The organism is Cupriavidus sp. 01L45 (assembly GCF_056399885.1).
On the sequence record NZ_JBFTSG010000016.1, the window covers coordinates 31,470 to 49,646 of the forward strand.

Below are 18,177 nucleotides of genomic sequence, written 5' to 3' on the forward strand. Positions count from 1 at the left end.
GGAATCGCCATGCCATCCGCATTGGAGAAACTGACCGCCGGCGGCTTCAGCGTCGGTGTCGAATTGCCTCTGGACAATGACTGGTCGCCCGCCGGCGACCCTGCGCGCCGTCAGGCCGGCCGCCTGCCCGGCGAGCCGGACCTGACCCGGCACGGTGAGCTGGCCAGGTTGGCAGATCAACTCGGTTTTCGCGCGCTGTGGGTGCGGGACGTACCACTCTATGACCCGCAGTTCGGTGACGCCGCGCAGGTCTTCGAAACCTTCAGTTACCTGGGCTACCTGGCAGGCGTGACCGAGCGCATCCTGCTCGGCACGGCCGCGGTCGTGCTGCCGCTGCGCGAACCGGTGCTGACACTGAAATCCGCCGCCACGGTAGATCATCTAAGCAACGGCAGGCTACTGCTCGGCGTGGCCAGTGGCGATCGCCCCATCGAATACCCAGTCTTCGGCCGCAACTTCGAACATCGTGGCGAGGCCGTCCGCAAGCAGGTAGCACTGTTGCGCGACGCGGGCGCGGCCGAGTTGCCCGCTGGCATCAAGGTATTGCCGCGCCTGCATAAGCCATTGCCCCTGTTGGTGGCAGGGCTGGCCCAGCAGACCCCCTCCTGGGTAGGTGAGCATATGGACGGGTGGCTTGCCTATCCCGGCACGCCGGAAGACCACACGCGCCGCAGCGTGCTCTGGCGCAGCGTAGCCGGCGCGAAGCCTTACATCAGCTTTCTCCACCTTGACTTGCTGGATGATGCGAACGCGCCGCTGCAACGCCAGCGCTTTGGCGCGGCAGTTGGCCGTAACGGCCTGATTGGCGAGCTCCATGCCATGCGCGAAGCCGGCGCCGGACATATCGGCCTGCACTTCCGCCGCAGCCACCGGCCGGTGCGGGAAGTCATGGAGGAAATCGCGGCCCATGTACTGCCGCACTTTCACGACGACGCGCGCATCGCCAATGGTCAGCCTGAAACCGCCTGAGGAGCCCCAGATTGACATCGTTGACGTTGGCGGGCGTGCCCACCGCCGGGTGCACCAGGCCAGAGTCAGCATTCACGCCAATGTGAGCCTTCATGCCGAAGTGCCATTGGGCTCCCTTCTTGGCCTGGTGCATCTCAGGGTCGCGCTCTCCCGACTTGTTCTTGGTCGAACTCGGCGCCGCGATGAGCGTGGCGTCCACTGCCGTGCCTTCTTTAGCAGGTAGCCGTGGGCAGTGAGTTGCTCATTGACGGTCTTGAGAAATTGCTCGGCCAGTTGATTGCGCTCGAGCAGATGCCGAGAGAGCAGGATGCTGACGCGGCCGGGAAGGCGACTCATTCACCCAAGGCGGCGAATTCACGGTAAAGAGGCGTGAAGTACAACGCTTCCTCTATGGCCACGTCGCTCAGACTAAACCACTACTGCAGAAGATGGATGCGCAGCATCGCCTCAACAGGAAATGGCGGGTGACCCGTTGCTTTGGTCGGCGCGTGCGGCGCAATCAACGCCACAAATTCACGCCACGGCACCACGCATTCCATCTCGTCAAGAAACACACGCTTGCGCGTGCGCCTGTTGCTCAAGTCCAATCCAAGTTCAGTCTGTTTCATGCACTCGTCGTCACTCGAATAGCACAGCCTGCCTATCGGGCTTTGTGCGAGTTAGCTAGGTAAATTGGTACCGGTGAAGATCGTCGTCCAGTCGCTTCACGTCAGTACCTGGACGCCTCTACTGCACACGAAATCGAGTCCGATCCAACGACAGCCGGCTGCTGCCGGCTGTCGTCGAGCACCACAATCAGGCGATGCCGAATCCTCCATCCACAGGCAGAATCACCCCCGTCACATATTGCGCGTCTTCCGAGCACAAGAACCGCGTCACGCGCGCCACATCACCAGGCGTGCCCCAGCGGCGCATCGGCAGCCGCGCCATGATGGCGGTGCTGCGCTCAGGATTGTCGAGCGCACCGGCCGACAGCCGCGTGCGGATCCAGCCCGGCGCGACCGCGTTCACCCGGACGCCGTGCGGCGCGAGGGCCACAGCATACGAGCGTGTCAAGCCGAGAATGCCGGCCTTGCTCGCGGCATAGGCCGGGTTGTTCGCCGAGCCGAAGTAGCTCCACATCGAGGCAACATTCACCACCGCCCCCTGGGCACGCACCAGGCGCTCCTGCAGCACGCTGGTCAGGATCTGCGACCCGTTCAGATTGACATCGACGACGGCTCGAAAGCCCTCTGGTGTGAACTCCTTGCCCTCGTGCCGGATGATGCCAGCGGCATTGACCAGCACCGATACGTCATCCAGATCTTCGGTCACCGCCCGGACAGCTTCAACCGAGGTCACGTCGAGCTTGCGGTAGGTCAGCGCGTCAGGCAGGTCCGGATCGGTATCCATGCCAAGGCAGACGACCCGCATGCCTGCCGCGTTGAGTTCCTCGGCAATGGCCCTGCCGATGCCTGTTCCACCGCCCGTCACCACTGCAACACGTTGCTCCATACTAAAAAGCTCCTTTCCAGTTTTCAGATCACTTCGGCTAGACGCCGAGATATGTTGCGCGCAAGTGCGGGTTGGCTAGCAGATCCCTGCCCGTTCCCGCCAGCGCGATCGTGCCACTTTCAATCACATAGCCGTAGTCCGCCATATCCAGCACCTGGTTGACGTTCTGCTCAATAACCAGGATGGACAGGTCCCGCTCCTTCAGACGGCGGATGCTGTCAAACAGCCGGTCCACCATGATCGGCGCCAGCCCCAGCGATGGCTCATCAAGAGCCAGCACACGGGGCATCGCCATCAACGCGCGCCCAACGGCCAGCATCTGCTGCTGCCCGCCCGACAAGGTGGAGGCCGCCAGCTTCTGTCGCTCCTCCAGGATCGGGAACAGCTCGAACACCTCGCGCAGGGTCTGCGCGCGTCGCTGGCGCGCGCGCGCGTTGCTAGCGCCGATCAGCAGGTTCTCCAGAATCGACATGCCGAGGAACAACTGCTTGCCTTCCGGCGACTGGACAAAGCCCTCCGTTACTATTTGATGCGGCGCAAGGCCATCGAGATCCTTGCCGTTCAACCGTACGGTGCCGCGTTTGCGGCGCAACAGGCCCGACACCGTGCGCAGGAAGGTAGTCTTGCCCGCCCCGTTTGCGCCGATCAGCGCGGTAATTGAGCGCGGCGCAAGCGACAGGCTCACGCCACGCAGGACCTGCTGCTCGCCGTAGCCCGACCAGATATCGCTGACTTCAAGCACTGGTGCTGACATAGCCCTCTCCAAAGTAGGCCTTGAGTACCTGAGGCATCTTCACGACTTCCGACGGCACGCCGTCGGCGATCAGGCGTCCCTGCTCCATCACAATGACCCGATCCGACAAGCCCATGATGACCTTCATCACGTGTTCTACGATCAGTACCGTGATGCCCCGGTCCCGCACTTTCCGGACCAGTTCCACCATCTCACCCGCTTCGCTCGGTGTCGCCCCCGCGACGACCTCGTCCATGAGAAGCAGGCGTGGCTTGGTAGCCAGCGCCCGGCCGAGTTCGAGCTTGCGTTTATCGAAAGCAGTCAGGTCGTTGGCATCGGTGTCCGCGCGCTGGGCCAGCCCAAGGAACTCCAGACAGCTGTAGGCCTCGTCGCGTACCTTGGCACGCGAACCGCCGCGCGCGAATCCGCCAACCATGACGTTCTCCAGCGCGGTCAGTCCGCCGAACGGCTTTGAGAGCTGAAAGGTTCGCGCAATGCCGCTGGCGCAGATCTGGTAAGGCTCGCGACCGCGGATTTGCTGTCCGGCAAAGAGAATCTCACCTTCGTCGGCCTTGATGAAGCCGGCGATCAAGTTGAATGCCGTTGTCTTTCCCGCACCATTCGGGCCCAACAGGCCCAGGATCTCGCCCCTGCCCACAGTGAATGAAAGCTGATTCACCGCCTGAAGACCGCCAAATCGCTTACCGATGGATTTCACTTCCAGGATGTTTTTCATTGCGCCCTCTCCCCACCAGACCTTGCGCGCGGCGGTAGCTCTACCGCGAGACGCCGCTTGACACGCCGTTGCAGCAATCGATCGAGAGGACCGATAATCCCTTTGGGGAAGTAGAGCACCGCTCCGATCAGCACCAGCCCATAGATCACCAGATGCAGGCCGAGGAAGCGACCCGCGAAATAGGTTCGCGTGAACTCCGCGATCGGATGCAGCACGAAGGCGCCGATCACCGGACCGATGATGGTCCCCTGCCCGCCGACGATCGCCATGATAGCGGCATCGATCGACAAGTCGAGACCCATGTTCCGCTCTGGGTTGATGTAGCGGAAGAACTGCGCATAGAACGCGCCACCGAGTCCGGTCATGAAGGCACTGATCGCCAACGCGATCAGCGGGTACTTGGTGGTGCTCACCCCGACTGCCTGCGCTGCGGCTTCGTCGCCTCGAATCGCCTTGAGGTAGTAGCCCAGACGCGAGCGTTCCAGCACAAACGTGGCCAATAACATCACGACCAGCATGGTAAGGATGATGTAGTAGTAAGGCACCTTGCCGTCGAACTGGAAGACCGTCCAGCCACCGGCCGATGGTGGGATTACCAGCCCCTGCGCGCCCTTGATCGGTATGCCCAGGAACTCGTCGGTGTTCTCGATCCAGATCCGGACGATCTCGGCAAAGGCGATCGTCGTCAGCGTGAAGTACGGCCCCTTGAGCTTGAAGGTCGGATACCCGATGCACACGGATAGCAGCGCGGCGGCCATGCCGCCAGCCACCATGCCCAGCCACGGCGACAAGCCCAGCCCCGTGAACAGCAGCACGGTGACATAGCCGGCGCCGCCGGCAAACACCGAATGCCCGAGCGAGAGCTGCCCGACATAGCCGCACACAAAGTTCCATGCCGACGCCATGTAGGCGAAGTACAGCACCATGATGAGCGAGTGCAGCGCATAGCTGTCCGTGACGAACAGGGGCAGCACAACGCCCGCGCACAGCAGCGGCAGGCCTAGCACCAGGTTGATATTCGTCCTTGATGATTTCATACGGAGGCCCTCCTCATTTGCGGCCTAGCAGGCCGTTTGGCCGGACCAGCAGGACAACGATGAACAGGCAGAACGAGAACACCGATGCCGATGTAGCGGTCACGAACTGCGAAGCGACTGACTCGAATACGCCCAGCACCAGGCCGCCGAGCAAGGAACCGGGAATCGATCCGATGCCGCCGAGCACCACCACCAGGAAGGACTTGATGCCAAAGCCCAGCCCCGTGGTGGGCGAGACCGGAAGGAACGGCACCAGCAGCGCGCCGAACAGGCCCAGGATGCCGGCACCGATGCCGAACGTCACGTTGTACACACGCCCGACGTTGATGCCAGACAGCGCCGCGGCCTCGCGGTTTTGCGCGGTGGCGCGGATCTTCCGGCCGGTGTCGGTGAAGCGCAGCCAGTAAGCCAGCCCGCCGGACACGCCAACCGCCGCCACGCAGGCAATCAGGCGCGGGACATTGACGGGGAGCCCGCCGATGTCGATCGAGCCGCTCAGCACGTCGGTGATCACCGTGCGCACATCGGGGCCGAAGCCCATCAGGATCGCGTTATCGATGACGAGGAACACGCCCGTCGTCAGCAGCAATGCGCCGAGCGGCTCGACGACCATGGTGGTCTCCCGCCGGAACAGGGGCGAGATGACGACGGCCTGCGTGAAATAGCCAAGCAGGAATAACAAGGGCACCGTCAGCAAGGCCGTGGCATACGGATGAATGCCAAAGACCGACCAGATCAGGTAACTGAGATACATGGCGAGCATCAGGAAGGAGCCATGCGCGAAGTTGATCACCCTCAGCACGCCGAAGATGAGACTCAGGCCCAGCGCGATGCCGCCATAGATCCCGCCGAGCAATACGCCGTTGACCACGGCGTAAGCCAGAATGATTGGGTCCATATACCTACCTCGGTTGGGCACGGCCGGCTCGCGCCGCCGTGCGGGAAATGACGATCCGGCAACCGTGCCGGATCATGCGGCTGCCGCCGCTTAGCGCGCGCCGGGCGCCGGCAGCGGCCACACTGGCTTGACGCCGGCCAGCCGGTTGTCCGCCGGCCACACCGTGCGGCGCTCGCCGTTCAGGTTCTGCGAGATCACGCCGTGGGCAAAGGTGTTCTGGCCCTGGCTGTCGAACTGGATGCGCTGGTAGCCGGTGACCAGCGCGGGGCCACTGGAGATATCCGTCGAGGCCAGTGCGTTGCGCACTTTCTCGCGGTCGACAGAGGCGGCGCGCTCAAGCGCGTCCTTGACTATGTACAGGTTGGACACGCCCTGGGCGCCGTACGAGTTCATGCCATAGCCGATTGCCGCCTTGAACTTCGCGTCCGCGTCGATGACCACCGGATCCTTGGCGGCCTTCATGATGTCGACCTGGAAGTCATCCTGCACGAACATGTACTCGACGGCCTTGGGTGACACCGCCTTGTAGAAGTTCGGGTCCTCCGAGCCACCGCCGACCGAGTGGACGCCGTAGGGCAGGTACAGGCGGCTCTCGGCCAGCTGGCGCGTGAACAGGATGTGGTCCGGCGTGTAGGCAACCACGATCAGCGCATCGGGCTTGGCGCCGCGGATCTTGAGCAACTGCGCGGACAGGTCGGTCTGGTTGGGTGGATACGATTCGTCCATCGCGATGGCGTAGCCGCGCTCCTTCGCCAGTTTCTTGATATTGGCGGCGTGCGAGCGGCCCCAATCAGTGCCTTCATAGAACAGCCCCAGCGTCTTGGGGCCCTTGCCGGTCTCCTTCTTGAGCAGGTCCAGCGCGTCGATCTGCTCGCGCGCGTCGTAGATAGCCTTGTTGTTCGGGCGGAAGACATACTTGAAGCCACGTTCGGTGATCTCGTCCTTGACCGCACCGGTGACCAGCCACGACACCTTGTAGCGCTCCGCCACCTCGGACGCAGGGAAGGTCACCGCGCTGTTGTACGCGCCGACGATCAGGGGCACGTTCTCGCGCTGGATGAGACGCTCGGTTTCCGCCACGCCCACGTCGGGCTTGGACTGGCTGTCGGCAAAGATCAGCTTGACCCTGGCGCCGCCAAGCGAGCGGATGCCGCCCGCCTTGTTGATCTGCTCGGCGGCGATCTCCGCGCCGAGCTTGGTCTGGTTGCCGATGGTGGCCGCGCCGCCGGACAGCGGTAGCACGAAGCCGATGGGGACTTCCTTCACCTGGGCGAATGCCGCGCTGCATGCCAGGGTGGCGCCGATGCCGGCGGCCAGCAGGTATGCTAGCCGGGTCTTTGAAATAAGATTGCGCATACTGTCTCCTGAGTCGAATCGACTCTGTCTTGTTTTGAAAAGCTGCTTGTGCCTGTGCGGGTTGGCTGCCCTCTTCCGCAAGCGGCAGAGGGCAGCCAACCCGCACAGGCCGCACCCGCTACGGAGCGATGGCTTGCGCCGCCAGTTGCTCGATCCCGTCGGCATCGAGCTTGTAGTGCTTGTAGAGATGCGTGGGCGGCGCGATCAGGCTGTACTCGTCGAGGATGCCGTGCCGCACCAGGCGCACGCCGGCGCCCACATCCATCAGCACCTCGGCCACGGCACCGCCGAGGCCGCCCAGCACGTTGTGCTCTTCCACGGTCATCAGCACGCGTGAGCGCGCAGCCGCGCGCAGCACGGCCTCGCGGTCCAGCGGCTTGACGGTTGCCATGTCGATCATCCCCACCGAATGGCCTGCGGCATTGAGCCGCTTTGCGGCTTCGAGCGCCGGATGCACGCTGGAGCCGGTGGCGATCAGCGTCAGCTCCTCGCCCTGCAAGTGCTCGATGGCCTTGCCGAATTCGAACGCGGTGCCTTCTTCATAGACGGAGGGCTCACGGCCCCGGCCGATGCGGAAGTAGATCGGCTGCGCGTGCCCTGCGGATGCCTTGATGGCCGCGCGCAATTGCGGGCCGTCGGCCGGCGCCACCACGGTGAGGTCGGCGATGGAGCGCATGATGGCCAGGTCCTCGGTGGCATGGTGCGACGTGCCGTAGAAGCCCAGCGAGATGCCCGCGTGATGGCCGATCAGCCGCACCGGCAGGCCGGAATAGGCCACGTCCATGCGGATCTGCTCGCAGCACAACAGCGCGAGGAAGGACGCGAAGGTGGCGACGAACGGCGTATAGCCCACGCTTGCCATGCCGGCGGCCGCCGTCACCATGTTCTGCTCGGAAATGCCGAACTGGATATAGCGCTCGGGGAAGCGTTGCGCGAAACGCGCAAGGCCGTTGGAGTACTGCAGGTCCGCCGATCCCGCGAGCACAGGCGCGCCGGTGTCGACCAGGTCGATCAGGCCGTCGGACAGGTAGCTCAGGCCCGGCGTGATGGCGTTCAGGCCCCGGTACTGCCAGGAATCCTTGGAAAGTGGCTGGTTCATGCTATCGATCCTTTGCGAGAATTTCTTCGACGGCGCGCTGCGCATCGTCGGGCGCGAGGTAGCCGAGGTGCCATCCGGGCTCGGTCTCCATATAGGAGACGCCCTTGCCCTTGACCGTCTTGGCGATCACGCAAACCGGCGTGGTGCGGCCATCGTCGGCGCGCAACTGGCGTAGCAAGGCGGTCAGGGCCGCAACATCATGGCCATCCACCACGTGAACTTCCCAGCCGAACGCGCGCCATTTGGCGTCGAGCGGCTCGATGCCCATCACCTCGTCCACGGCGCCGTCGAGCTGGTAGCCGTTGCGGTCGACGATGGCCACCAGGCGGTTGGCGCGGTGGTGCGCGGCGGACATCGCCGCCTCCCACACCTGCCCTTCCTGCATCTCGCCGTCGCCCAGCATGACGAAGGTGGTGAAATCCAGACCCGCGTGCCGGCCCGCCAGCGCCATGCCCAGCCCGGCCGATAGCGCGTGCCCGATGGAGCCCGAGCTGAAGTCGATGCCCGGTACCTTGCGCATGTCCGGGTGATCGCCCAGCGGGCTGCCCAGGCGGGTGTACTCATCCAGCCAGGCCTTGGGGAAGAAATCCAGGTCGGCCAGGATCGGGAACAAGCCCACCGCCGCATGCCCCTTGCCCATCAGGAAGCGATCCCGCATCGGCCAGCCGGGCTCGCCCCGGCGCAGTTGCATGACGTCGTAGTACAGCGCGGCGAACGTTTCGGCCGCCGAGAACACCGAGGTGTAGTGGCCGGTCTTGGCGATCTCGATCAGCCGGATGGTCTCCAGGCGGACGAAGGTGGCGCGCTCTTTGAGCAGCGCGACTTGTTCCGCGCTGGGCGCGAGCGCGCTGGCGGAAGCAGTCGGCATGGCCGTTGCAACAGCGTGGTTCATCGGGCGTCTCCTACTGTTTTTGATGCATGATATATCATGCATCCTATCGTAAAATACAGGAAATCCATTGCTTCGCTCCTCTTGTCCTTTCGACTTGAATACTTAGATGCCGCCCATGCACATGTACTTGGGTTCCAGGTAGTCCTCGATGCCCTGGCGGGCACCTTCCCGACCCAGTCCCGATTCCTTGACGCCGCCGAAGGGCGCGACGGCGGTGGAGATCAAGCCTTCGTTGATGCCGACCATGCCGCATTCCAGCGCCTCGGCAATGCGCCACACACGGCGCAGGTCACGCGTATAGAAATACCCGGCAAGGCCATACGGCGTGTCGTTGGCCATCCGCACCACTTCCTCGTCCGACGTGAAGCGCAGCAGCGGCGCCACCGGGCCGAAGATCTCCTCGCGTCCCAGTTGCATCGACGGCGTTACCTCGCCAACCACGGTCGGCGCATAGAACGCGCCGCCCGCATCCTGCCGCTGGCCACCGGCCAGCACGCGGGCCCCTAGCTCCACCGCGTCCGTTACCATCTCGTGCACGCGGTTGGCAGCGCGCGCGTTGATGAGTGGCCCCATGGTGATGCCGGACCCGCTGCCGTCGCCCACCTTCAGGGCAGCCACGGCATCGCAAAGCCGACGCGCGAATTCGTCGTAGACGGCGGCGTGCACGAACATGCGGTTGGCACAGACGCAGGTCTGCCCCGCGTTGCGGTACTTGGACACCATCGCCCCACGTACCGCCGCGTCCAGGTCGGCGTCTTCGAACACGATGAACGGCGCATTGCCGCCGAGCTCGAGGGACAGCTTCTTGATATTGGCGGCGGACTGCACCATCAGCAGCCGGCCGACGCGAGTGGAGCCGGTGAACGACAGCTTGCGCACAGCGGGACTCTGCGCTAGCACCGCGCCAATGACCGCGGCGCGCGCGCTGGTCACCACATTGAAGACCCCGCGCGGAATGCCCGCACGGTGGGCCAGTTCGGCCAGCGCCAGTGCGCACAGCGGCGTCTCGGAGGCGGGCTTGAGCACCACTGTACAGCCCGCCGCCAGCGCTGGCGCGACTTTGCGCGTGGCCATCGCCACCGGGAAGTTCCATGGCGTGAGCGCAGCGACCACGCCTACCGGCTGCTTGATGACCATCAGCCGGCGGTCACCGGCCGGCGCAGGAATCAGTTCGCCGTAGGTCCGCGTGGCTTCTTCCGCGAACCACTCCACGAATGACGCACCGTAGACCACCTCGCTCTCGGCTTCGGCCAGCGGCTTGCCCTGCTCAGCCGTCATCAGCGCCGCAAGATCGGCCTGGTGCAATCGGATCAAGTCGTACCAGCGGCGCAGGCTGTCGGCCCGGTGCTTGGCCGTAGTGGCGCGCCAGGACGCAAGCGCCTGCTCCGCAGCGGCAATCGCGCGTCGGGTTTCGGCTTCGCCCATGTCGGGCACCTCGGCAATCACCGCGCCGCAGGCCGGATTGGCAACCGCGAAGCGCGCGCCGTCATCGGCCTGGGTCCATTCGCCATCGATGTACGCCTGCGTGCGCATCAATGCCGCATCGTTCAACCTCATGTCGTCTCCAGCTTCTTGTGGGCTTGCCGTGGGCTTACCGTAGTGTCGCGAGCGCGCGGGCTTCCACTACCTGCATCGCATCCGCGATATCGGCAGCACTCAGCTCGCGCGAGAAATTCTTCATGTGGGGCGCGGCCAATGACAGCTCCGCCGCGGCCTCGAGTTCCTCACGCGTGGCGTCGCCAAGCCCAAGGCCGTTCAGGCTGAGCGGCAGCCCGATTTGCCGGTAGAGCGCCTCGATTTCTGCGCGGGCACCATCCGTGCGCTGCTCCAGTTCTAGCTGGACCAGCAGGCCATAGGCCACTTGCAAGCCGTGCGCTGCGCGCCTGGCCTCGCGCAGCGTGGACAACCCGCGCGTCAACGCATGCGCAATCGACAGGCCACCGCTTTCAAAACCCAGCCCAGACATCAGGATGGTAGCTTCCACCACGCGCTCGAACGCCGCATCCGGCTGGCCCGATCCCGCGACGGCCAGCGCACCCTGCGCATCCGCCACCAGCACGCGGTGGCATTCCCGCGCCAGCGCTTGCGCCGACAGCAAGGGCCGGGTGCCGAACATGTTCCGGCCCTGCAGGGCGGCCGCGCACTGCGCGGCCTCGAAGGACTTGGAGATCGCGTCGCCAATGCCGGCCAGCAGCATCTGCGCGGGCGCCTGCGAGATCAGCGCGGTGTCGGCAATCACGCAAACGGGGCTATAGGACAGATGCCTGACCGCCAGCAGCCGATGCTGTTCGTCGTACAGGACATAGTTCTTGCTGGTGGGCGCGTCGTTGGACGCCACCGTGGGCACCGTGATGACGGGCGCCCGGTAATGATCCGCAAGCGCCTTGCCCGCATCGATGCTGCGCCCGCCACCCGCGGCGATGATCACGGCTGGCGCGGTGCCGCCCAGTTCGTCGACCAGCCGGGCGACCAGTTGCGGGGTCAGCCCTTCGTCAAAGCCGACGCTGCGCAGCGCGACCGCCGCGGCACTGCATAGCCGCCCGACCCGCTCGCCAATCATGGCCATCACCATGCTGTCCGCGACCAGCACGGCGTCGCGGCCAAGCCGGGCGACATGTTCGCCCAGCAGATCCAATGCCCCCGCACCCTGGACATAGCGTCCGGGCGAGCCAAATACTGCTTGCACGTTCTCTCCTCCGTCGATGGCGCTGGTTCGCCGCCGGTTCGCGTATCGAACCCGATCCCGCTGCGCCTTTTCAATACATCATATAGGATATATCCTACATCATTATCGGTGCCTGGCAAGAAGGTTTTTTGCCGGCGCCTTGTTTGCAGTCCTTTTTGACCCTTCTTGATTCTTCCGGAGCACCCAACAATGTCAGAGACAAGCAGCTTGCCCGTGGCGCCCATCGACGGCCGCACCCGGGTCGTCGTGATCCTCGCCTACCCCACCCACCACGTGCGAACGCCCACCTTCTTCAACGCCCGCGTGGCGGCGCTGGGGCTGAACGCCGTGCTCGTGCCATGGAAGGTCTCGCCGGCGCAACTGCCCGCAGCGCTAGAGGGACTGCGCCTGGTGGAAAACCTGGCCGGCGTAATCGTCACCGTGCCGCACAAGCAGCAGATGGCGGCGCTGTGCGATGGGCTCGAAGGTATCGCGGCGCATCTCGGCGTGTGCAATGTCGCGCGCCGCACACCCGACGGCCGCTTTATCGGCCGCATGTACGACGGCGTGGGATTCGTGACGGGCCTTCGCGGCCAGGGGATCGACCCGGCCGGCAAGCGCGCCTTGCTGCTGGGCGCGGGCGGCGCCGCGACGGCGGTCGCCGCCGCCCTGCTCGATGCGGGCGTGCGGCAGCTGACCATCGTCAACCGCACGCGGGATAAGGCTGACTTGCTGGTGGCACAATTGAAAGCCAAACGGCCCGATGCGGCTGTCGGCTCCGCCGAAGGCGCGGCCGGGCAATGGGATCTGATTGTCAACGGGACTTCTCTCGGCCTGAAACCCGAGGATCCGCTGCCGCTGGACCCCGTCCTGCTTGATCCTAGCAGCCTCGTGGCCGAGGTCATCATGCAGCCGGCGGAAACCGCCCTCCTGCTGGCGGCAAAGGCGCGCGGATGCCGGATCCACCGGGGCGAGCATATGGTGACGGCGCAGATCGACCTGCTGGTGGATTACCTGCTGGGCTAGCCGCCGGAGCCGGAACGCGTCATGCCATAACGGACGGGGCAGCATTGCATATCATATATGATGTGCCCCTGAACACCATTTATCGAGACTAGACGTTATGAAAGAACTCGCGCGCGTGGAGAAGAGCAATCTGTCGTCACGCGTCTATGACCAGATCCGATCCGCATTGATGAGCGGCAAGTACGTGCCGGGCGAGYGATTGCGCGTGGCGGAGCTGGCCGAATCGATGGGAACAAGCACCACCCCCGTGCGCGAGGCGATCTTCCGGCTGGTAAGCGAGCAGGCCCTGACCATGACGGCCGCCACCTCCATCACCGTGCCCGAGCTGGATCCGGGCACCGTCGCGGAGATCCAGCTGATGCGCACGCTGCTGGAAGGCGCGGCCGCCGAGGCGGCCGCGGCGCGCATCACGCCGCAGGAGATTGCCCGCCTGCGCAAGACGCACGAAGCCTTTATCAAGGCCGTGGCGACCAGCCCGCGCGAGGCGGCCAGCCAGAACCGCAAGTTCCACTTCGAACTGCTCGCCGCATCGCACCTGCCCAACCTGTTCTCCGTCGTCGAGAGTATGTGGGTGCGCATGGGTCCTTTGCTGCATATCTTCCACACGGAGCTGCAGGCCAGCCGGGAAAGCCTGGAAGAGCATCCTCACTATCGCGTGCTCGATGGCCTTACCCGAGGTGACGCCAAGATAGCATCCGCAGCCATTCGCGACGATATCCAGTGGGGCAAGACGGTGCTGCTGGAGTGGATGGCATCGCGGGAAGAAGAACAGGTCTGACCGCCCCGGCGCCGGAAACTGCCTGATTGCGCCTGGCCATCCCTGAATTTTTTTCCAGCTTGAAGTTCCATTGCGCCCTCTAGTTGAGGGAGTCGCTCTCGCCAATACTATGTTCCAGGTTGTCGTTGAAAACAGTGTCTTCAACCAGGCCGCTCACAAGGAACATCATGGACACGATTCTCTCCGAGGCGCGCGCACCGCGCGGTATAGCCTTTTTTGCCGCGAAGGCCACCTTGGCCTCCGCCTTCGCCGCTCTCCTCTTTTCGCTCGGTGCTGCGCATCCGGCGGATGCGGCCACCCCCGCTGCATCCGCTGCCCCGCTCCCTTCCCTGATCAATCCCGCCGCGCTCAAATGGGAGAAGACCATTCCCGCGCTGGGAAGGAACTCGCCCGAATACGCGATCCTGCATGTCGACCAGAAGAGGGGACTGACGATGCTGATGTTCCGCACGCCCATCGCGGTGCATATCAAGCCCCACACGCATGATCTCGCGGAGTCCCATGTGATCCTGGTTGGCGGCACCCATGTGTTTGAATCCAGCGGCGTGCGCTACAACGTGGAAAACGGCGGGTTCTTCCGTGCGCCCGGCGGCGTGGAGCACGAGGCATGGCTGCCGGCGGGCTCGCAAACGCTCAACATCCTGGAGAGCGGCTGGGTGGTGAACTGGCTGCATGGCGGCCCGTCTCCGGAAGACGCGAACCAGTACCCGCCCGCAGCGGCTCAGCGTTGAGGTGCCTCATGAAAAATACCCTGACTATCATCGCTCACGCGCGGGCGAGGCCCGGCCTTGAAAACCGCATGATCGCCGAACAGATCAAGGTGGTCGCGTCGGCCAACCAGCAGCCCGGCTGCCTCCGATACGAGCTGCATGTATCGAACACCGAACCCGGCCTGGTGACCTTCGTCGAGCAATGGGCTTCGGCGGAACAATGGCGCAGCCATCTGGCGAGCGATTACATCCAGGCATTCCGCGAAGCCGCCGGCCACTGCATCGGCGAGTTCGAGCTGCATGAGATGCATCAGGTTGCCTGACTCTCCTGGCACCGCAGCGCTCCCGGGCAATGCCTCGGAGCGCCTGCGCCTTGCGCCACGCTAGCTGGCTGCAAAGCGACGCAGTTCCGGCCCGATCCGTTCAACCAGGAAATCGATGAACACCCGCACGCGCAGCGGCATATAGCGCTGGTTGCTGAAGATCGCATGGATCTCCTCCTTATCGTCCGGGTTGTATTCCCTCAGCAGTTCCACCAGGCGGCCCGCCTCGATATCCCTCGCCACGTGAAACAGGCCGAGGCGGCTGATGCCCATCCCATCCAGCGTCAGCTGGCGCATGGTCTCGCCATTATTGGTCAGCATGTCGCCACGCATCGGCATATAGACGGTATGTCGATCGACCAGGAACGGCCACTCGTCCAGCGAACGCCTGAAGTTAAAGCCCAGGCACCGATGCCGCTGCAAGTCCTCCGGCGTTTGCGGGCGTCCGTGCGCCGCCACGTAAGCTGGCGACGCTACCACCGCGCGCCGGCTCTCGCCCAGCACACGCGCGCGGAAACTCGCATCGGCCAGTGGCCCCATGCGGATCGCCACGTCGATACGTTCGCGCTGCAGGTCGACCAGCGCATCGGTGAGCGAGATATCGAGCGTGATTTCCGGATAGCGCTGATGAAATTCGGGAACGAGGGGAATCAGGTGATGCGTGCCGAACGGCAATGACACATTGACGCGCAGGACGCCGTGCGGCGCTACCGTGCCCTGCGAAACGCCCTGCTCGGCTTCTTCTATGTCATTCAATATCCGAACGCAGCTGTCATAGAAGTGCTTTCCCTCATTGGTGATGACCAATTGCCGGGTGGAACGGCGCACCAATTGCACACCCAACCGCTCTTCGATCCTGCCAAGCAGCTTGCTCACGGCCGATGCAGTCAGGTCCAGCACTTTTCCCGCCGCTGAAAAACTGCCTGTTTCCACGATTTTCGTGAACACCAGCATCTCACCGCTGCGACTATCCATCTTCTGAATGAAACGAATTGAATTCAACAATCATATTCCATTGCATGCCGTTATCAAAGGAGTTATGGCCCGCCATACTTCAACCTGAAATGGCGGGCATCGATCTGCTGTCTTTATCAATATTTCGAGATACATCATGGATCTGAACCTGAAAGACAAGACCGCGCTGGTCAGCGCATCCACATCCGGAATCGGCCATGCCATCGCCGCGCAATTGCTGGAGGACGACGCGCGGGTCATCGTCAATGGGCGCAACGCCGCGAACGTCGAGCAAGTGGTAGGGGCGTTCAACGCGCGCTTTGGCGCCGGCCGCTCGCTGGCGCTTGTCGCGGACATGAGCGTTGCAGGCAGCGAGAAGCTGGCGGCCGAGGCGTTTCCCGAGATCGATATCCTGGTCAACAACATCGGCACCTACGCGCTCAGCCATTTCTTCAGCACCTCCGATGCAGACTGGCAACGCATCTTCGACGTCAATGTGTGGAGCGGTGTGCGCCTCGCCCGCACTTACATGAAGGGCATGCTCGATCGGGGCCACGGCCGCGTAATCTTCATCTCCAGCGAGGTCGCGCTCACGCCGATGGCTTCGATGGCGCACTACAGCGCCAGCAAGGCGACGCAACTCTCCATTTCGCGCAGCCTGGCCGAACTCACGAAAGGCACCGCCGTCACAGTGAACGCCGTGCTGCCGGGCCCCACCGAAACGGAAAGCCTCAAAGCCTTCATCAAGTCGGTGAACCCTGACTTGTCCTACGCCGACGCGGAACGAAAGTTCATGCAGGAGAACCGCCCCTCCTCGCTAATCTATCGCCTTGCGAAACCGGCTGAAGTTGCCAACGTGGTCGCCTTTCTCGCCAGCGAGCGGGCCGCGGTGGTCAATGGCGCGGCGATCCGGGCAGAGGGGGGCACCGTGCAGACCATCGCCTGACCCGGCTAGCCATGCAAGCGCGATTCTTGCGCCTCGGGCAAGTATCTTCTGACTCCCGGCGGCTTACTCCCGCAGGCGGGAAGGCACGATACTGCAGCCCCTGCACCGACGTGGCGATCCGCATTGGCGCGCTGCGGAACGCCACCCTGCATGCGCGTGCGGTGTGCAACAGCCGCCTGCGCCTGGTGGCCAACCCCGCGTATCTCAAGGCGCGCGGCAAACCCAAGCATGTCAGCGCACTCACCAGCCACAGCCTGCTCGCATTCACCCAACCGGACACGTTCAACCAATGGCCCCTACGCCATGCGCTTGGTGACACCCTGTGGATCGAGCCCGGCCTGCGCGCCCCCAGCGGCGAGACCCTGCTGAAGCTCGCGCTCGCCGTCGAAGGCATTGCCTGCCTGGCCGACTACATGACGCAAGCGGACCGGGGCCGGGGCGACCTGGTCCAGGTGCTGATGCAGGCACCGTGGAGCTCGAGCAGCCCATCCATGCGGTCTATTACCGCAACACGTTGCTGTCCTCGCGCATTACATCCTTTCTTGACTACCTCAGCGCGCGGCTCGGGGAAACGCCCTCCGGCCGCGGCTGAGCAGACTCGGGGGCCTACTTCAGGCGTTCCATCAACTTGCCGGCAACGGCCAGTGCCGAAGCCGGGTTCTGCCCTGTGATCAACTCGCGGTCCACGACCACATGGGGCGTCCACGGCGCCACGTTGCTGCCATAGCGCGCGCCGGCCTTCTCCAGCGCCGTCTGCGGATAGAACTTCATCGCCCCGCCGTTCAGCAAGCCTTTCGCCTGCTCCTCTTCCACATTACTGATCACCGTAAGCCGATAGCCCGCATAGATCCAGGCCGGAGCGGCTTGCACATCCGCTCCGGCCTGGAGCGCTTGCACATAGCTACGCGCATCCGGCAGCGTCGATAACAACGCAATAGGGCCATGGCAAACCAGCGCCGTGGTCTTGCCACGTGCATGGAAGCTTGCCAGCAGCTTGCCAAGCTCCGGGCTTTGCAGCAGGTCCTGCATCGGCGCATGCCCGCCGGGGATGTACACGGCATCAAAGCGGTCGTAGCCAATCTGCTCCACGCGCGACAAGCTGATCACCGGTGACCTGCCGCGCAAGGTGATCTCCAGGCGCTCCATCAACACCTTGTGCGCCTGGAGCGCGGCTTCGTCACCGTTGAAATACATCTTGTCGATCGACGACTTGTCCACCGTAGGCGCATTGCCCCTGGGCGTAGCAAACGTGACAGCGTGGCCGGCGTCGAGCAAGCGCTTTACCGGCTGCATCAGCTCGTTCAGGTAGAACCCGGTTTCGAATACCTTGCCATCCTTCAGGTCCAGGTGATCCGAGTCGGAGAGCACCACCAGGACGTTACCGGCCTGCGCGCCAAACGCGGCCATTGCCATTACCGCACCGGCGGCAAGCTTGTGCATCTGTTTCATTTTTCCCCCGATAGCTCGAACCGTTCGCGCCGCTGCGCACGCGGCGAATGCACACACTTTATTCAAGCCGCTTGCGGCGATAAACTCCCGCATAGGGAAATCACCTGTTCTT

18 protein-coding genes and 2 pseudogenes are annotated in these 18,177 nt (G+C 63.9%); 7 read left to right on the top strand and 13 right to left on the bottom strand.

What is annotated here, in order from left to right; translation table 11 throughout:
* Positions 1–9 precede the first annotated feature (9 nt).
* Positions 10–969 carry a TIGR03571 family LLM class oxidoreductase gene (locus AC1DT6_RS13025; protein ID WP_441633722.1) on the top strand — a complete coding sequence of 320 codons (960 nt, stop codon included), beginning with the start codon at positions 10–12 and terminating at the stop codon, positions 967–969.
* A gap of 13 nt (positions 970–982) precedes the next feature.
* Here the strand turns inward: AC1DT6_RS13025 and AC1DT6_RS13030 are convergent.
* From AC1DT6_RS13030 to AC1DT6_RS13080, 11 genes and pseudogenes are all read right to left on the bottom strand, one after another.
* Positions 983–1,577, bottom strand: a pseudogene (locus AC1DT6_RS13030) (IS5 family transposase); the annotation flags it as partial.
* Positions 1,578–1,764: 187 nt separating this feature from the next.
* Positions 1,765–2,463, bottom strand: a complete 699-nt coding sequence (locus tag AC1DT6_RS13035; protein ID WP_441633720.1) for an SDR family NAD(P)-dependent oxidoreductase — start codon at positions 2,461–2,463, stop codon at positions 1,765–1,767.
* 37 nt (positions 2,464–2,500) lie between these two features.
* Positions 2,501–3,217: an ABC transporter ATP-binding protein gene (locus AC1DT6_RS13040; RefSeq protein WP_441633718.1), complete on the bottom strand. Its 717-nt coding sequence runs from the start codon at positions 3,215–3,217 to the stop codon at positions 2,501–2,503.
* Positions 3,198–3,932: an ABC transporter ATP-binding protein gene (locus tag AC1DT6_RS13045; protein ID WP_441633716.1), complete on the bottom strand. Its 735-nt coding sequence runs from the start codon at positions 3,930–3,932 to the stop codon at positions 3,198–3,200. The genes AC1DT6_RS13040 and AC1DT6_RS13045 overlap by 20 nt, the downstream gene beginning before the upstream one ends.
* Positions 3,929–4,969, bottom strand: coding sequence for a branched-chain amino acid ABC transporter permease (locus tag AC1DT6_RS13050; RefSeq protein WP_441633714.1), 1,041 nt, complete (start codon positions 4,967–4,969; stop codon positions 3,929–3,931). Before AC1DT6_RS13050 ends, AC1DT6_RS13045 begins: the two co-directional genes overlap by 4 nt.
* Positions 4,970–4,982: 13 nt before the next feature.
* Entirely contained in the window at positions 4,983–5,867 is an 885-nt protein-coding gene (locus AC1DT6_RS13055) for a branched-chain amino acid ABC transporter permease (RefSeq protein WP_441633712.1), read from the bottom strand.
* Positions 5,868–5,957: 90 nt separating this feature from the next.
* Positions 5,958–7,223 (bottom strand): ABC transporter substrate-binding protein, encoded by a 1,266-nt coding sequence (locus AC1DT6_RS13060; protein WP_441633710.1) that lies wholly within the window; start codon positions 7,221–7,223, stop codon positions 5,958–5,960.
* 118 nt (positions 7,224–7,341) lie between these two features.
* Complete coding sequence (locus AC1DT6_RS13065; RefSeq protein WP_441627095.1) at positions 7,342–8,322, bottom strand: transketolase family protein; 981 nt, start codon at positions 8,320–8,322, stop codon at positions 7,342–7,344.
* A 1-nt stretch (position 8,323) separates the two neighbouring features.
* Positions 8,324–9,190 (bottom strand): transketolase, encoded by an 867-nt coding sequence (locus tag AC1DT6_RS13070; protein WP_441627232.1) that lies wholly within the window; start codon positions 9,188–9,190, stop codon positions 8,324–8,326.
* Between the two features lie 126 nt (positions 9,191–9,316).
* Positions 9,317–10,771: an NAD-dependent succinate-semialdehyde dehydrogenase gene (locus tag AC1DT6_RS13075; protein ID WP_441627097.1), complete on the bottom strand. Its 1,455-nt coding sequence runs from the start codon at positions 10,769–10,771 to the stop codon at positions 9,317–9,319.
* A 34-nt stretch (positions 10,772–10,805) separates the two neighbouring features.
* A complete protein-coding gene (locus AC1DT6_RS13080) occupies positions 10,806–11,900 on the bottom strand; it encodes a glycerol dehydrogenase (protein WP_441627099.1) in 1,095 nt (364 codons plus the stop codon).
* Positions 11,901–12,089: 189 nt separating this feature from the next.
* On the opposite strand from AC1DT6_RS13080, the gene AC1DT6_RS13085 reads away from it, so the two are divergent.
* The 4 genes from AC1DT6_RS13085 (at position 12,090) to AC1DT6_RS13100 (ending at position 14,716) form a co-directional block, all read left to right on the top strand.
* Entirely contained in the window at positions 12,090–12,905 is an 816-nt protein-coding gene (locus AC1DT6_RS13085) for a shikimate dehydrogenase family protein (RefSeq protein WP_441627101.1), read from the top strand.
* A 97-nt stretch (positions 12,906–13,002) separates the two neighbouring features.
* Positions 13,003–13,683, top strand: a complete 681-nt coding sequence (locus tag AC1DT6_RS13090; protein ID WP_477114720.1) for a GntR family transcriptional regulator — start codon at positions 13,003–13,005, stop codon at positions 13,681–13,683.
* A gap of 167 nt (positions 13,684–13,850) precedes the next feature.
* The gene (locus AC1DT6_RS13095) at positions 13,851–14,414 is read left to right on the top strand and encodes a hypothetical protein (RefSeq protein WP_441627105.1); all 564 of its coding nucleotides are present in this window, start codon (positions 13,851–13,853) and stop codon (positions 14,412–14,414) included.
* Positions 14,415–14,422: 8 nt separating this feature from the next.
* The gene (locus tag AC1DT6_RS13100; RefSeq protein ID WP_441627107.1) at positions 14,423–14,716 is read left to right on the top strand and encodes a putative quinol monooxygenase; all 294 of its coding nucleotides are present in this window, start codon (positions 14,423–14,425) and stop codon (positions 14,714–14,716) included.
* A gap of 60 nt (positions 14,717–14,776) precedes the next feature.
* Here the strand turns inward: AC1DT6_RS13100 and AC1DT6_RS13105 are convergent, their stop codons facing one another.
* Entirely contained in the window at positions 14,777–15,670 is an 894-nt protein-coding gene (locus AC1DT6_RS13105; protein WP_441627109.1) for a LysR family transcriptional regulator, read from the bottom strand.
* A 157-nt stretch (positions 15,671–15,827) separates the two neighbouring features.
* Between AC1DT6_RS13105 and AC1DT6_RS13110 the strand changes: the two genes are divergently transcribed.
* Together AC1DT6_RS13110 and AC1DT6_RS13115 are read left to right on the top strand one after the other, a co-directional pair.
* A complete protein-coding gene (locus tag AC1DT6_RS13110; RefSeq protein ID WP_441627111.1) occupies positions 15,828–16,616 on the top strand; it encodes an SDR family NAD(P)-dependent oxidoreductase in 789 nt (262 codons plus the stop codon).
* Positions 16,617–16,720: 104 nt separating this feature from the next.
* Positions 16,721–17,208 (top strand): annotated as a pseudogene (locus AC1DT6_RS13115) (LysR substrate-binding domain-containing protein); the annotation flags it as partial.
* Between the two features lie 14 nt (positions 17,209–17,222).
* Here the strand turns inward: AC1DT6_RS13115 and AC1DT6_RS13120 are convergent.
* On the bottom strand, positions 17,223–18,065 hold the full coding sequence (locus tag AC1DT6_RS13120) for a type 1 glutamine amidotransferase domain-containing protein (RefSeq protein WP_441627113.1): 843 nt from the start codon (positions 18,063–18,065) through the stop codon (positions 17,223–17,225).
* Positions 18,066–18,177: the final 112 nt, after the last annotated feature.

Excerpts from the sequence above, each read along its gene's own strand:
- AC1DT6_RS13040 (WP_441633718.1), bottom strand. The coding sequence starts at position 3,217 with ATGTCAGCACCAGTGCTTGAAGTCAGCGATATCTGGTCGGGCTACGGC.
- AC1DT6_RS13025 (WP_441633722.1), top strand. The coding sequence starts at position 10 with ATGCCATCCGCATTGGAGAAACTGACCGCCGGCGGCTTCAGCGTCGGT.
- AC1DT6_RS13110 (WP_441627111.1), top strand. The coding sequence starts at position 15,828 with ATGGATCTGAACCTGAAAGACAAGACCGCGCTGGTCAGCGCATCCACA.
- AC1DT6_RS13035 (WP_441633720.1), bottom strand. The coding sequence starts at position 2,463 with ATGGAGCAACGTGTTGCAGTGGTGACGGGCGGTGGAACAGGCATCGGC.
- AC1DT6_RS13105 (WP_441627109.1), bottom strand. The coding sequence starts at position 15,670 with ATGCTGGTGTTCACGAAAATCGTGGAAACAGGCAGTTTTTCAGCGGCG.
- AC1DT6_RS13100 (WP_441627107.1), top strand. The coding sequence starts at position 14,423 with ATGAAAAATACCCTGACTATCATCGCTCACGCGCGGGCGAGGCCCGGC.
- AC1DT6_RS13095 (WP_441627105.1), top strand. The coding sequence starts at position 13,851 with ATGGACACGATTCTCTCCGAGGCGCGCGCACCGCGCGGTATAGCCTTT.
- AC1DT6_RS13055 (WP_441633712.1), bottom strand. The coding sequence starts at position 5,867 with ATGGACCCAATCATTCTGGCTTACGCCGTGGTCAACGGCGTATTGCTC.
- AC1DT6_RS13065 (WP_441627095.1), bottom strand. The coding sequence starts at position 8,322 with ATGAACCAGCCACTTTCCAAGGATTCCTGGCAGTACCGGGGCCTGAAC.
- AC1DT6_RS13050 (WP_441633714.1), bottom strand. The coding sequence starts at position 4,969 with ATGAAATCATCAAGGACGAATATCAACCTGGTGCTAGGCCTGCCGCTG.
- AC1DT6_RS13120 (WP_441627113.1), bottom strand. The coding sequence starts at position 18,065 with ATGAAACAGATGCACAAGCTTGCCGCCGGTGCGGTAATGGCAATGGCC.
- AC1DT6_RS13070 (WP_441627232.1), bottom strand. The coding sequence starts at position 9,190 with ATGCCGACTGCTTCCGCCAGCGCGCTCGCGCCCAGCGCGGAACAAGTC.
- AC1DT6_RS13075 (WP_441627097.1), bottom strand. The coding sequence starts at position 10,771 with ATGAGGTTGAACGATGCGGCATTGATGCGCACGCAGGCGTACATCGAT.
- AC1DT6_RS13085 (WP_441627101.1), top strand. The coding sequence starts at position 12,090 with ATGTCAGAGACAAGCAGCTTGCCCGTGGCGCCCATCGACGGCCGCACC.
- AC1DT6_RS13045 (WP_441633716.1), bottom strand. The coding sequence starts at position 3,932 with ATGAAAAACATCCTGGAAGTGAAATCCATCGGTAAGCGATTTGGCGGT.
- AC1DT6_RS13060 (WP_441633710.1), bottom strand. The coding sequence starts at position 7,223 with ATGCGCAATCTTATTTCAAAGACCCGGCTAGCATACCTGCTGGCCGCC.